Here is a 13,465-nt window from a genome sequence, read left to right as displayed (position 1 = left end):
CCGCAAGGACACACAATGGCAATCGACAGAATTAGCGAAGAGCAAACTATCCTAACTATGGATAGAGCCTTCCTAGAAGCTTTTTTGAATCGGGATGTAGCTGTCGTCGAACGCGACTTACCCGATGACTTCATTGCTATCTTTCCGAACGGTGTGGTTGCAGATAAGCAAACTGAACTGAACAACGTTGCCAACGCAAAAGTTAAGTCGTATTCAATCGACGAAGTTGAACTTCACTGGTATTCAGACACTGTTGCTGTAGTTCACTTCCTAATGACGCTGACCATGACTGGAATGAGGGAGAAAAAGGTGAGAGATTTACACGTTTATCTCAAACGCGATGAAAAGTGGCAAATGATTACGGGCCAAGTAACGCCTGTCCTGTAGTGAATGGGAAGCCTTTTTCTTTGACTGTTTGCCGGGTAGAACTAGGGTATTGCTACCCCAGTCCCCCCTCAGAACCGTGCGTGCGACTCACACCGCACACGGCTCAAGCAGAACCTAACCGTTGTTTTAGTCGAGAAGCGTGACGTTGTTGGTGACAGACTTTGTGCAGCAGTAGCCAGTTGCTGAAGCAATCCTTGCCGCCCTTCGACCGTGGAGTCTTGTGGTGGACATGTAGAGAATCTCCATTGAGTAGAGATTCGCCACAGTTTGGACATTTGAACTTCTGCCGCTTGGCTAGCTTCTGTCTACTAGGAGTAAGGTCTTTGACTTTCATCGTTGACCGCCGTTCCCAGTAATCCTTCAGACTCGGGTCATCAGGAGAAGCTCTGCCCTTGACCATCACATGTCGCTCAATCGGGAACCATGTGAACTTCACAAGGTGTGAACCTGAGTCTTTATCCCCAAAGACCCAGTTATCACAGTGGTCGAGATTCAAGCGTCCCCAGTACTTCTGATACCACCACTGTGGTCCTCTGTTGGGGTGACGCTTGTGGGCATATCGCTGTTGCCGTTTGAACATCCAGTCTTGAAGACGGCTAAACGTTCTAGAAGCAACGCCCGTGCGGAAGTAGTTGGCCCAGCCCCGAATGATGGGGTTGAGTCTCATAACTACTTCTTTCACTGGCTTGCCGCTGAGGTTCAACCACTCTCGTTTTAGTCTGGCTTTTATCGACTTGATAGATTTGCGACTTGGTTTAGTCAGCAGCTTCCATCCTGTCCTTGTTTTTCCTGGCGTGGCGTAATGCCGGAAGTTGAAGCCTAGAAAATCGAAGCCTTCTCGAAGATGAACAACTTGTGTCTTTTCTTCAGAGAAAGACAACCCTCGCTCAAGGAGCCAAGGTTTAAGATCTTCTATTGCAGCTTCTGCGTCTGCTTTGCTCTCGCACATCACAACAAAGTCATCGGCGTATTTTGCCAAACCCCGTTTGCCATTGATTCGCCCTCTGGAATCGTAGGTGATGCCAAGGGCTTCTTCCATGCCATGCAGGGCTATATTCGCCAACAAAGGTGAGATACAGTTACCCTGCGGGGTTCCGGCTGTCGTCGGCTGCCATCGGCCATACTCCACATAGCCTGACTGAAGCCATTGCTCGACGAGTCCTCTAGCTGGGAACCGTTCAAGTTTGGCTAGTAGAAACGACTGGTCGATGTTGTCAAAACAGCCTTGAAGGTCTGCATCGACAACCCAGTGTTTCTTGTTCTTCGGCAAACTCATGAAATAGAGCTTCTTAACAGCATCGTGACAACTACGACCCGGACGGTAGCCGTAGGTACTGCCCTCTAGCTTGGCTTCCCATTCAGGTTCTAGCGCTGTTTTGACCACCATCTGTAGACAGCGGTCAGCGATAGTTGAGATGCCAAGTGGTCGCAGTTTTCCGTTTGACTTGGGGATATAGACACGCCGAGTCGGCTGAACTCGCCAAGCTCGGAAGTCAGACAAGATGTCTACCATCATGCCTTTTCCTTCTGGCGTCTTCACCACAACTTGGTCAATGCCTGCCGTATGCTTGCCCCGATTTTGCTACGTTACTTTCCGCACGCTCAGTAAGCGGTTGGCATAGCTGCGCAGCATCAGCTTCTGCAACGAGCGAACTTTTCTGTAGTCGCCCTCGGTTGTCGCCCGAAAGATTCGATGACGTAGGTTTCTCACTCTCCGATTAGCTTTGCGCCAGTTGACGCTGCGCCATTCAGTGGGTGTCGTTGGTCGGTTTACTAAACTCGCTTGAGTTTGCATCTAACGTGTCCTCCGATGAATAACCGGGTCACTGGTCTTTTGGGGGTTCCACCTGCTTCACGTCAGCAGTCTTTTGACTTAGACAGATGTCCTATCCAGCGAGTTATCAAGGAGAAGTCCCTGTTTCCTCTGTCCTTTCGGTAGCTGGCATTCGCTTCTTGAAGCATCCTTCTCCCACTAAGGAGTTCAGCATTCCTTGCGGTTTGCTTACTGCACTCGGGTGCAGACCCTATTGGGGTTGTCACGTTCCGCTCCGATGAGATTTGATGGGGGAAGGTGTCCTCTATATGCCGAGGTCGGGGTGCCTGTATCCGGTTTGGCGCGGAACCGGGTTCCCTTGTGACCTATGTCGCTGTATCAGCCATTTCAGCGATTTGCCGTTACGGCACCTCAACGAGGATTCACTGGCGTTCACCTTGTCCATCTTTCCCTTACCTGGTTACATCAGTTGGCTTGATGCTTCCTTGGGTGTTACGCTCCGCTTCACACCTTGCCGTTGCCAGCAACGCATGGGAGTGTTAGAAACAGTCCTGGACACTGGACTGGAGAGTTGTTGAGACCCTCACTCATTCAGAGCGACTTCGTGTCGCAAGTGCCCCCGGCAACTAGACAAGCTCTGACGATCAAGCTTTTCGAGCGCCGTCAACAACAAACAGTATAGACCCAATCGTAAAGAGAAAGCCTGCCAGCAGATGCAAGCCAACATGAATAGAAAAGCCTTCTAGCAGTTCGATCACTGCATCTATCTGAAAGAGAATTGAACCCACTAAGAACAGCCAGCTAGTAAGCATAAGGAGAGAATCTTGTGTGTTCTTCTCCGGTGACGACATCTCTACAGTAGAGTCTTCCGCAATCCGTATCATAATCAATTGTTTTCCTTCTGCTTGGGTTCATGTAATCTACTCAAGCCATAGCTAAAAGCCATAGCTAACTCAGTAGTCTTGACTCGAACTGTTTTGAGGTAAGAACTTGAAAGCGCCAGATGAATACGACGGCTGCGATCACCACAGCAATCAGTAGACCTATCCAAAAACCAACTGCGCCCATTCCTTGTTTGTATGCCAACCAGTATCCGCTTGTTAGGCCGATACACCAGTAAGCAACGAAGCTAAGTACCATCGGAATCTGAGTATCTTGTAAGCCTTGTAGTCCACCATAGGCAATCTTCTGTATGCCATCGAATAGGTGAGCGACCGCCGATACTCGCATCATTGAAACGGCCAACACTACAGTAGTTTGATTAGCCGGATCGTATCTATCGATGTATAAGCCAACAACCCATAGCGGAAAGAGTAGAAGCGTAGCGGCCACCAGCAATGTCCAGCTAGCCCCTGCCAAGATGCTGACAAAGCCAGCTTTGCGTATGCCTGATACGCTTTTGCGCCCGACCCATTGACCAACCCGAGCGGTAGCCGCAAACGACATTCCTAAAGGCACCATGAAGATCAAGTTGGTTGTCTGAAATACGATCTGGTAGGCTGCCAAGTCGTCTGTTCCCAAAGCACCTATCAGATAGCTAATAACGGTGTAAACGCCAATCTCCAGCGCATAGAACACCCCGATAGGTACACCAAGCTTCAGCAACTTGTACAACGTCTGTAGCCTGGGTTTGTGTAAAGCTTGAAAGAACCTATATGTTTTGAACTGCTGATGGTTCAGCAGATAGATCACTAACGCTGCGAACATTCCCCAAAAAGTCAATGCACTGCCTATCGCAAGGCCTGCTAGTTCTAGCTTTGGAAACCCAAGCTTTCCGAAGCCCAGAACATAGTTTGCAAAGATATTGAAGACAGTTCCTATGACAACAATCACCATGATCACGCGTGCGTTAGATAATGCTGAAACCACCCCCCTTAGCATCGCAAACCCCAGCGCTGGAAACAGTCCCCATAGAATAATGTCGAGATAAGCAGTCGCTAAACTGACAGTCGCTTCGGTTTGACCTAGCTGACGCATGGCCGTATCGAGATGAGAGATAAGCAACATGCCGGGAATCGCTAGCAGCAAAGACAGCCACAGCCCTTGTCGAGTAATCTGCTCAATTCTCTTTCGGCTGCCCGAGCCATGTGCCTCCGCCGTCAGAGGCGTAACGCCCATCACAACGCCACTTGCAGTTACCATCAGCGCGAAGAATGTGATAGAGGCGATCGCGCCAGCAGCCAGAGTCTGTGTACCTAGATGTCCCATCATGACGGTATCTACGAAACCCGTCGCCACTTGAGCCACCTGAGCGCTCGCTAGTGGAATGGCTAATTGTGAGAAGGCTCTTAGCTCAGTGAAAAAGCTTTGGCTAGGTAGGGATGAGTCTGTCATGTCTGCAAGGACGGTTTGCGTCGCGTCCGTAGGAGCTGCTTACATTCACAGGGTAAGGAGGCGTGAATCGCTGAGCTATCAAGATCTGCTCAGATTTTCAAAATCCTGCTGTAGGATTGTGGCAGAGAGGGCCGTATGATGTCGGAGCATAGCGACGTTAGCATTCAGAATTCAGATTTGCCACTGGCTTCCAGTCAAGGACTAGGATGGGCAGATATTGTTGTAGAGGAGTACCGACAACCTCCTAGCGCAATGAAGATGCCGCCCGAGGCTGACCCGGTCATTGTCATGAGCCTATCCTCGCAACCCCATCGTATTCATCAGACGATGGGTGGTCGCTACTACACTGGACTATATCGTCGAGGTGACCTGTGTATTACGCCTAGCGGGTTCTCTAGCGGCTACCGTGCTGAAGATGACGATCACTATCTCTACGTACAAGTTTCATCCATATTCCTACAGAGAATATCAGAAGAAATCTCTGAGACTGGTACAGGAAAGGTAGAACTGCTACCTAACTTTCAGACCCGCGATCCTCAAGTAGAGAGTCTACTAGGGTTGCTTCATGCCGAAGTACATCGCAACGGGCAGATGGGTCAGCTATATAGCGAGTCGTTGGCAAATGCTTTAGCTGTCAGTTTTCTGCGAAACCATGCGTCAACTCAACCTCAGGTAGCTCAATATGAAAGCGGCCTGGGCGATCGCAAGTTGCTTCTAGTCACGCGCTACATTGCAGATGCCTTAGAGCAAGACATCAAGCTAGCTGACCTTGCACAGTTGGTAGGAGTGAGTCAATCTCACTTCAGTCGGCAGTTCAAAAAGTCGATGGGACTAACGCCTTATCAGTATCTCTTACAGCAACGGATAGAACGAGCTAAACAGTTACTAAAGCAAACGCAGCAATCTCTCGTCGATATCGCTTTGGTCTGTGGATTTGATAGTCATAGCCACTTCAGCAGGCAATTTCGAAAGGCAACTGGAATGACACCTAGCGCTTATCGAACTGGATGATAATCTTGCCAAAGAATTAAGTTCATTATGTCTTAGACGTTATGAGAACACTATTTTGAGACATGGATTGAGACACGTCTTTGCCCGTGTCTTAGAAGGTCTAGGCAATGAGACTATCTAGCTTTTTGATAGCTGATGAAGTCCAAATCGAATACCTTGTGGATCTTTGCAGTTACAAAACCGACCGAACCCAGGTTCTTCTGGGCCAAGGCTTTCTGCTTCTCCGCCCAACTCCTTCACCTTAGAAACAGCCTCCTCCAAATTAGGAACGTCAAAATAGACAGCGAATTGAGGAGCTGGGTCGTTGCCATGCAGACCCGCTTTAATGGACGGCGTTTGAAACCAGCCTTCGTTGCCTTATTCTATCGTGTGAAAAGTCCATCCAAAGAGCTGCTCGAAGAAGCTACATGATACTGAAACATCGCCTGTCCCAATCTCTAGATAAGATAGTTGTCCAGCCATTCTGTTGAATTCCCGTTTGAAGCAGATACAGGCATTTTAGATGTGTCTGTTACAGACCGTCTTGAATAAAATTGACCTCAGCTCTCTTGAAGGACGCTTGCCGGAGTTCCGGGTAAATTTAGGAAGCAGGCTTGTTTATACTGTGTCGGTGTACAACCGGAAAACAGTCGAAATTCCCTTGTGAAGTGACTTTGTGGCCTTTGCTCCCATCGACACTTGTGTACGAAAAGCAAAGCAGAGCCAAGGTCAATTACATTGCGCTCCAGAGCTGAGCATAAAGCCATCCAAAGAAATAGAAGAGCACAGCTAACCAAGACATGGAAAGCTCAATACAACGTACGAGCAGGCATCGAAGGCACGATCTCTCAAGGTGTTCGGGCCTTCGGGATGAGAAGGTCACGCTATATCGGATTGGCTAAGACGCATTTGCAGCATCTGCTGATCGCCGCCGCGATGAACGTCGTGCGGCTATCTGACTGGCTCGATGGAATGCCTCATTCTAAGACTCGGACTTCTCGATTTGCAGCGCTCAATCCGGCTATTTGAGCTCTGTTTTGACTTCGCCAACAGCATCCATTACTACTCAAACCCCGAGAACGTGATTCCAATTTTTGACTATCCAATGGAGATTCGCCGGGTGATCTACACCACCAATACCATCGAATCGGTCAACCGCTCATTGCGCAAGGTCATCAAGACAAAGGCCGTCTTCCCCAGCGAAGAGGCTGTCTTCAGACTGATGTACCTAGCGATGAACAATATTGCCAAAAAGTGGAACAGACCCATTAAGAATTGGAGAGCAGCACTATCGCATTTTGCTATCCTATTCCCAGAACGCTTTTCCGCTTAAGAAATAAGCGCTTACACAAAAATCAGATCACTCTCGTAGAAGCTATGGTCGAATTCAACAACATCTCCAACGATTCAGTTTCGCTTGCTCAAAAGCTAGAAATATACTTACAGGCACATTTAGACAATAATCACTTCATGGGTTCGGTGTTAGTTAGTTATCAGGGAAAAGTGTTACTAAGCGAAGGATATGGGATGGCAAATTTAGAACATAACGTTCCAAATTTGCCATCCACTAAATTTCGGATAGCTTCTATAAGTAAACAATTCACTGCCGCAGCAATTCTTCAACTTCAAGAACAGAAATTACTAGATATAAATGATTCTTTAGCCACCTATTTACCCAAATATCCTAGAGGCGAACAAATTATCGTTCGTCAATTACTAAACCACACATCAGGTATTTCTAACTACACCAGTTTTGAAGACTATGAGTCAAAAAAATCAGTTGAGATAGAACTTGACAAACTAATAGATTGGTTTAAGGATCGCCCCTTGGACTTCACTCCAGGAGAACGTTTTAGTTATAGTAATTCTGGCTATATAGTTTTAACCAAAATAATAGAAACTGTCTCCGGTCTTTCTTATAAAGATTACCTGGAACAGCATATTTTTGCGCTTCTAGGTATGAATGATTCTGGTTGTGACAGCACTAGAACTGTTTTGTTTAACCGCGCTGCTGGTTACCTCTTTACTGGTGAATCATATGTTCATGCTGATTCTCTTGATATATCTATAATGTCAGGAGCTGGCGCGCTTTATTCTACCGTAGAAGATCTCTATAAATGGTCAAGAACATTCGACACCAATATTATATTGAACCAGGCTTCCAGAGACGCTATGTTTGCCCCTACAGTCGAAGTTCTAACTGGTGAAGAAAGCAATAATTTTTATTACGGTTATGGTTTAAGGATAGACACCGAACATAACCGCAATCGTATCGCTCATGACGGAGGCATTGACGGCTTTTTAACCCACTTCGCCAGATATCCTGATGAACGAGTGACAGTTATTGTTTTAAGTAATCTTCAAACCGCCTCAATCCCAAAGATAACACAAGATTTAGCTGCTATTATCTTTGACGAACCTTACGAGTTTCCGAAAAAAAGAGAAGCGATCAATCTCGCTCCCGCTATCTTAGAGAGATATGCCGGACAGTATAAGTTCAAACCTTCTCCATACCTATCATCAGAAGATAGCGAACTCTTTTTCACGGTCACAACTGACTTACAACGTATATTTATTCAAGTGACAGGACGAGAAAAAGATGAGATCTTTCCGGAGTCGCCAACTGAGTTTTTTCTCAAAGCAGTGGATGCTCAACTAACTTTTATAACTAACGATGAAGGTGAATCTCAGTTGATCATCTATCAGCACGGTAGAGATAAGGTACTGAATAAAATTGATTAACGTATGGATTGTAATAACCCCCAATTTTCGGACAGGGAGCTAAGAGTAGTAATCTTGTCCTAAGCAAGGAGAGTGTCATGGTAGGGAAACGGCAACAATATAGCGCAGCGTTTAAGGCAAAAGTCGTTTTACAGGTCTTGAGCGGAGAGCTTTGCAAGCTAACTGCGAAAGCCTGACAGCTCATGTTTGCTGTTCTATCTGTTGTTTCTGTAAGTTGTAGTTTGTCCCCAAAACCGATAATAACGACAACTCGACTTTTGACAACTTCGAGACGGTGGACGACCTGTGTGGTCATTTCAGAGTAACCACTGTAGGAACAGACCCGTTCTTTTAGGCCATTGCCAGGACGTCCTTCAGGATATTCCCAAAGTTTTAGCTGAGCATCCATACTTTTCTGCATTCCCAGACATCTTGACTCTTTCCAGTCTAGCTATTAGACACTATTTATCAGCTAAAACACAACACGCTAACAGTCCCAAAATCCCTGAAATTTGAGTCATCATTTTTATAATTGATACCTTAAAGTACTGAAAACGAGTTGTCTTGTAGCGAGAGGGCAGCCATAGCGTCTGCTTTATTGGCTCAGAAGCAATCAGCGATAGTGAGGGTATCTATGAACGATTCTGTCGAACAGCGTATTGAGCAGGTCATTAACAATATCCTATCAGCACCCGCTTTAGATAAAGAGCCAGAAACACGAACGACACTCGAGGAGAAGATGTCACAGCATCACACGCCCGGTGTTAGTATCGCAGTGGTTGACAAAGGTGAAATTGACTGGGCCTCTGGCTTTGGTATCCGCGAAGCAGGTCAGGAAGTGTCCCTTACTCCTGATACTCTGTTCCAGGCTGGTTCTATCAGTAAACCTATCTTCTCATTGGCTGTCTTACGGTTAGTGCAAGAGGGTCGCCTAAACCTGGATGAAGATGTGAACAGATATCTGACTTCTTGGAAAGTTCCTGCTAATGGAGATTGGCAACCACGAGTAACACTACGACACTTACTGAGTCATACCGCTGGAACAACCGTTGTTGGCTATTACGGCTACAGAGCCGCAGACCCGATACCTACAACAGTACAAGTTCTGAACGGGGAACCGCCTGCCAACAGTGAGAAAGTCGTTGTTAACGTCATACCAGGTCTAAACTATCGCTACTCTGGCGGTGGTATGACAATAGCTCAGCAAGTGCTTGTAGACGTGCTAGGGAAGCCGTTTCCAGACCTCATGCGAGAGTTAGTGATAGAACCGTTAGGCATGACTAACAGTACTTTTGAGCAACCGCTTCGTGAAGGCTTTTCAACCAAGGCAGCCACAGGCCATCAGATTAATGGGACACCTATAGCTGGGAAGTACTTCATCTATCCAGAGATGGCCGCCGCAGGACTATGGACAACGCCTACAGACCTTTGTAAGGTAGGCGTTGAGTTGATGAAAGTTTTGGCAGAAGAGCCTACTTCTATGTGGACCAGAGACACTATTCAAGAGATGCTATGTCCTCAATCGGAGAAATCGACAGGCCCAGACGGTCTATCGATGGGACTTGGTATGGCATGCAGTGGTACAGGTGCGGGTAGCTACTTTTTTCACGATGGCACTAACATTGGATTTGTCGCCATGATGCGCTTTTATCCAGCACTTAGACAAGGTGCTGTTGTCATGCTCAACGCTGAGGAAGGCGGATTCTTTCGTGCAGATATCATGAATAGTATTGGCCAGACGTATCAGTGGCCTGAGATAACGCCACCGGAAGAGTCGGTTGTTTCGTTAGCAGAACCCAACAGATATATAGGTACCTATAGGACTAAGCTGGGGGCACAGTTCACCATACTTAACCAGGCAGGTAGGTTGTTCTTAAAGTACGAGCAGCAGCAGCCGTTGCAGATTGCCCCAGTCTCGGAATCAAAGTTTTTCGCTAGAGCCGCAAACATTGATATCTCATTCAAGCAAGATGACGAATTCAATATTTCAGAGATGTGCCTGAGCCAAAGCAATGTGATGACTTTGGGTTCACCAGAAGGTAAACAAATAACTGCGTTGAAAGAGTCCTCTATCTAGTACATTCGATCGTTCCGAAAATCTTCGCTTTTGCAACAAATGAAATGAGAACCACAGCTCTTGAATGTCAAAGCCCTCACGCGATCGCAAGGGCTTTGTTTTAGACTTTCAGGCGACTGAAAGAATCAGTATTTAGAAGTCTAATAGCCTCATCTACTTCTTCTTTTTAGAATTAGAAGACTTTGACTTTTTCGGTGTTTGAGAGAGAGCACTTCCAGCCGCTGATTTGGCAGCTTTGGAAGATCTGCCATCTCGCAACGTTTTTGAAGCTGCGGTTGCAGCCTTCTTGCTTGTCTGGCGCTTCGGTGTTCCTGTTTGAGATAGTGCAGATCCCGCAGCAGACTTTGATTTCTTGCCAGTAGAGCTACTTCTAAGCGTTTTAGAAGCGTTTGAAGATGATTTCTTGCCAGTAGTCTTTTTATTTGTAGCCATGTTGTGTTTCTTGTTTAAGTGAACATGACGAATAGGTTCTTGTCATGATAGACATCGAAATCCATATCCGACTTAGCTACGAGCTTGTTTTCAACTTTCGATGAACCCTTTGTGTAGGTACAGATTGCGCGTGGACACAGCCTTTGAAAGAAGGCTCCCAAAGGCACTGTTCTACTTATTACTTGCTAAGCCATTTCGACTCACCAAGCCACTTTGCTAGTGAACGTACCAGCAAAGCGAGCCGCAGAACGAGTATCAACTCGTCCATCTAGGTCTCCTACTTTTTAATAAGGGTGGACATCTCAAGGTGATGAAGTGAATATTTAAGACATCCAAGTCCAGTTACCAGACTAATGACTTGAATATAAAAATAAATACTATAATACCCGGAGCTACCTATATTATAGCTCCGGGGAAATGCTTATGTCAAGTCATTAGTCTGGTAGGTATATTCTAGCTAACGTCAACACTACTGTCAACACCCGAGTAAACACATTTACATGTTAACCGTACACTATGTGTACCCTTGCATCCTTTGAAAACAAGGCGTTTTAGCTGATTTAGAGCCTACTGGTTTATGCCATCGTAAGTGCGTTTCAGGGAGCTATTCAGTGGACGTATATTCTAGTGGACGTCTACTGAACGGAATTTTTCCCATGCCCTTAGAAATGCACATTGCCCGTTATACGGATGAGAGTGAAGAAAGGCTAATTGCATACGCCCTAGCTATTACATCTACTTTTTTGCTCTATTAGCTGGTGTTCTGGTCATAAGTATCCATAACACCAAGGTTGTTTCGTTATTTGAATGGTTTGCCCACCTCACAGACATAAAAGCGCGATCGCATCTCAGGTGAGCTTTAGTCATACTTTGCTGGCAGAGAGTACTCTCTAGACCCTGCACCAGTGAGGCAGGGTCTATTTTCTAGCCAATATAAGTGCGCAAATATTTTCTGTAGAAAAAGCGCGATCACAAGCTCCGTCCGGGTTTTCTCCAAAGCCCAAATATTGGCAGATATTTGGACTTTGACAGGCGCGATCACACTTTCTATCTCAGGCGATAGGAGTTACCCGCCAGATAGCGAGCAGCGAAGCATTAAGCTGCTCATCGTCAGCGATAGAACTGGCAAAGAACAACACCCTATTGATTAAGTAGTTGACCTATGGCCAGTCGGCGTTTAAAGTGCTGAAGCGGCTAATCAGTTAGCCGATTATCCGCTTAATCAATTAATCAGTTAATCGATTAAGCAGTGAGGCGCTTAGCGATGATAGTTACTGTAGCTGGGTTTAAGGGTGGGGTAGGAAAGACTACAACGGCAGTTCACCTAGCTTGTTTTTTTGCAGAATTAGAAGGTCGTACCCTTTTAGTCGATGGTGACCCCAACCGTTCCTCTATGGGATGGGCGGAACGTGGCGAACTGCCCTTCTCGGTTTGTGACTTCTCTGCCAGTGTGAAGGCGAGCAGATCCGCAGACCACATCATTGTTGATACCGAAGCTCACCCTGACAATGAAACACTAGAAACTTTGGCAGATGGATGTGATCTCTTAGTTCTGCCTACTACTGCCGATGCGCTTGGCCTAGAGGCACTATTAAATACTACAGAAGCGCTTAAGCGCTTAAGCGCTTATTCAGTTTTACTGACTAAGGTTGATAGTCGAAAACTTGCAACCGCAGAGCAGGCCAGAGCCATGCTGAAAAGCCAAGATATACCAGTTTTCGACCAGGTTATTCGTCAGTTAACGGCATATGAGAAAGCAGCACTAGCTGGTGTCCCTGTGCAGAAGTCAGGCGATCGCATGGCAGGGATTGCCTGGAAAGAGTATCGAGCAGTTGGGAACGAGGTATTGAAATATGACCAAGAATCTTAAGTCCAAGTCGTCAACAATGTTTGACACACTAGCAAAGAAATCATCCAAGCGAGGGCAGTCGAAAGAGTCACCGCCTTCGGTGACAGATATTGCTGCTGACTTGAAAGCAGATCAGTCTACTACTGACTTCTTGCCTTCAGAGCCAGCTACGCAACGCAGAAAAAGAGCGAAGACTGGAAAGCGCTCAGACCCTTCTTATACTCAAGTTGGATGCTACATCCCAAAAGATCTAAACAGCAGAGTCAAAGTCAGGTTGGTAGAGGATTCCAGAGACTTTAGCGATTTAGTTGCAGAGTTATTGAATGAATGGTTAGCCGATTAACTGATTAATCGATTAACTGATTAGCCGATTAACTGATTAGCCGAATAATCGAAAACTGCGGACGGATGCATATGAACAACGGGTCTGACGACGTACAAGACGATGCCAATCAGCTATCCATTGGCGGCGATGAATTGCTATCTGATGATGCTCTTTACCTAAATACTCTAGGCGATGTCATAGAGCTTCTGGAGTCTGGTCGTCGAGCGGCAGCTCGTTCTGTGAACTCCATTATGACTGTCAGCTATTGGAAGATTGGTTGGTGCATTATTGACTCTGAACAGCAGGGTGAAGGTCGGGCCGTATACGGGACTGCTCTAATTAAGCGGTTGTCCGCAGACTTAAAGGCGAAGTTTGGAAGAGGCTATTCGGAGCGCAACTTGGAGCAAATGCGGCGGTTCTATAACCTATGGCCGCTACCTCAGACCGTTCCTCCAGACACTGACTTTGAGACGATAAGTCAGTACTTTCCTTTGCCGTGGTCGCACTACGTCAAGCTGATGTCGGTGCGTTCAGAAGAGGCAAGAGCGTTCTATGAATCTGAATCGCTCAGGAACG

General features: G+C 46.6%; 13 protein-coding genes and 3 pseudogenes. 10 read left to right on the top strand and 6 right to left on the bottom strand.

The genetic code is table 11. The annotated features are described in order from the left end of the window. Positions 1-15: 15 nt before the first annotated feature. Entirely contained in the window at positions 16-387 is a 372-nt protein-coding gene (locus S7335_RS25235; RefSeq protein WP_006458885.1) for a nuclear transport factor 2 family protein, read from the top strand. A gap of 103 nt (positions 388-490) precedes the next feature. Here S7335_RS25235 and S7335_RS29370 read toward each other — a convergent pair whose 3' ends face one another. The 5 genes and pseudogenes from S7335_RS29370 to S7335_RS25220 all read right to left on the bottom strand — a co-directional run bounded on the left by S7335_RS29370 (position 491) and on the right by S7335_RS25220 (position 4,495). After that, on the bottom strand, positions 491-721 hold the full coding sequence (locus tag S7335_RS29370; protein WP_255346500.1) for an HNH endonuclease: 231 nt from the start codon (positions 719-721) through the stop codon (positions 491-493). Between the two features lie 180 nt (positions 722-901). After that, positions 902-1,954: pseudogene (gene ltrA, locus S7335_RS25230) on the bottom strand (group II intron reverse transcriptase/maturase); the annotation flags it as partial. Between the two features lie 15 nt (positions 1,955-1,969). Next, positions 1,970-2,182: a reverse transcriptase N-terminal domain-containing protein gene (locus tag S7335_RS29115; RefSeq protein ID WP_006458882.1), complete on the bottom strand. Its 213-nt coding sequence runs from the start codon at positions 2,180-2,182 to the stop codon at positions 1,970-1,972. Between the two features lie 623 nt (positions 2,183-2,805). After that, complete coding sequence (locus S7335_RS25225; RefSeq protein WP_006458917.1) at positions 2,806-3,045, bottom strand: hypothetical protein; 240 nt, start codon at positions 3,043-3,045, stop codon at positions 2,806-2,808. A gap of 64 nt (positions 3,046-3,109) precedes the next feature. Continuing rightward, positions 3,110-4,495 (bottom strand): MATE family efflux transporter, encoded by a 1,386-nt coding sequence (locus tag S7335_RS25220; RefSeq protein WP_006458888.1) that lies wholly within the window; start codon positions 4,493-4,495, stop codon positions 3,110-3,112. A gap of 135 nt (positions 4,496-4,630) precedes the next feature. Between S7335_RS25220 and S7335_RS25215 the strand changes: the two genes are divergently transcribed. The 5 genes and pseudogenes from S7335_RS25215 (at position 4,631) to S7335_RS25190 (ending at position 10,283) form a co-directional block, all read left to right on the top strand. Beyond that, complete coding sequence (locus tag S7335_RS25215) at positions 4,631-5,506, top strand: helix-turn-helix domain-containing protein (RefSeq protein WP_006458944.1); 876 nt, start codon at positions 4,631-4,633, stop codon at positions 5,504-5,506. Positions 5,507-6,172: 666 nt separating this feature from the next. After that, positions 6,173-6,514: pseudogene (locus S7335_RS25205) on the top strand (transposase); the annotation flags it as partial. A gap of 46 nt (positions 6,515-6,560) precedes the next feature. Then, a pseudogene (locus S7335_RS25200) lies at positions 6,561-6,818 on the top strand (transposase); the annotation flags it as partial. Between the two features lie 44 nt (positions 6,819-6,862). Continuing rightward, entirely contained in the window at positions 6,863-8,227 is a 1,365-nt protein-coding gene (locus tag S7335_RS25195; protein WP_006458908.1) for a serine hydrolase, read from the top strand. 613 nt (positions 8,228-8,840) lie between these two features. Beyond that, positions 8,841-10,283: a serine hydrolase gene (locus tag S7335_RS25190; protein WP_006458883.1), complete on the top strand. Its 1,443-nt coding sequence runs from the start codon at positions 8,841-8,843 to the stop codon at positions 10,281-10,283. Positions 10,284-10,436: 153 nt separating this feature from the next. Here S7335_RS25190 and S7335_RS25185 read toward each other — a convergent pair whose 3' ends face one another. Beyond that, entirely contained in the window at positions 10,437-10,715 is a 279-nt protein-coding gene (locus tag S7335_RS25185; protein ID WP_006458920.1) for a hypothetical protein, read from the bottom strand. A 1,007-nt stretch (positions 10,716-11,722) separates the two neighbouring features. On the opposite strand from S7335_RS25185, the gene S7335_RS28290 reads away from it, so the two are divergent. The 4 genes from S7335_RS28290 to S7335_RS25170 form a co-directional block, all read left to right on the top strand. Beyond that, on the top strand, positions 11,723-11,866 hold the full coding sequence (locus S7335_RS28290; RefSeq protein ID WP_157620783.1) for a hypothetical protein: 144 nt from the start codon (positions 11,723-11,725) through the stop codon (positions 11,864-11,866). A 113-nt stretch (positions 11,867-11,979) separates the two neighbouring features. Continuing rightward, complete coding sequence (locus S7335_RS25180; RefSeq protein WP_006458931.1) at positions 11,980-12,585, top strand: ParA family protein; 606 nt, start codon at positions 11,980-11,982, stop codon at positions 12,583-12,585. Next, the gene (locus S7335_RS25175) at positions 12,569-12,907 is read left to right on the top strand and encodes a hypothetical protein (protein ID WP_227500130.1); all 339 of its coding nucleotides are present in this window, start codon (positions 12,569-12,571) and stop codon (positions 12,905-12,907) included. The genes S7335_RS25180 and S7335_RS25175 overlap by 17 nt, the downstream gene beginning before the upstream one ends. A 71-nt stretch (positions 12,908-12,978) precedes the next feature. Continuing rightward, a partial coding sequence (locus S7335_RS25170; RefSeq protein WP_157620785.1) for a DUF1016 N-terminal domain-containing protein occupies positions 12,979-13,465 on the top strand: 487 nt, incomplete at its 3' end.

This window comes from Synechococcus sp. PCC 7335 (genome assembly GCF_000155595.1).
Classification (GTDB): Bacteria; Cyanobacteriota; Cyanobacteriia; order Phormidesmidales; family Phormidesmidaceae; genus Phormidesmis.
This window is presented reverse-complemented; position numbering and strand designations above follow the sequence as displayed.

Coding starts and splice junctions, on each gene's coding strand:
- S7335_RS25195 (WP_006458908.1), top strand. CDS start 6,863: ATGGTCGAATTCAACAACATCTCCAACGATTCAGTTTCGCTTGCTCAA.
- S7335_RS25225 (WP_006458917.1), bottom strand. CDS start 3,045: ATGATACGGATTGCGGAAGACTCTACTGTAGAGATGTCGTCACCGGAG.
- S7335_RS25185 (WP_006458920.1), bottom strand. CDS start 10,715: ATGGCTACAAATAAAAAGACTACTGGCAAGAAATCATCTTCAAACGCT.
- S7335_RS29115 (WP_006458882.1), bottom strand. CDS start 2,182: ATGCAAACTCAAGCGAGTTTAGTAAACCGACCAACGACACCCACTGAA.
- S7335_RS25235 (WP_006458885.1), top strand. CDS start 16: ATGGCAATCGACAGAATTAGCGAAGAGCAAACTATCCTAACTATGGAT.
- S7335_RS25190 (WP_006458883.1), top strand. CDS start 8,841: ATGAACGATTCTGTCGAACAGCGTATTGAGCAGGTCATTAACAATATC.
- S7335_RS29370 (WP_255346500.1), bottom strand. CDS start 721: ATGAAAGTCAAAGACCTTACTCCTAGTAGACAGAAGCTAGCCAAGCGG.
- S7335_RS25215 (WP_006458944.1), top strand. CDS start 4,631: ATGATGTCGGAGCATAGCGACGTTAGCATTCAGAATTCAGATTTGCCA.
- S7335_RS25180 (WP_006458931.1), top strand. CDS start 11,980: ATGATAGTTACTGTAGCTGGGTTTAAGGGTGGGGTAGGAAAGACTACA.
- S7335_RS25220 (WP_006458888.1), bottom strand. CDS start 4,495: ATGACAGACTCATCCCTACCTAGCCAAAGCTTTTTCACTGAGCTAAGA.
- S7335_RS25175 (WP_227500130.1), top strand. CDS start 12,569: ATGACCAAGAATCTTAAGTCCAAGTCGTCAACAATGTTTGACACACTA.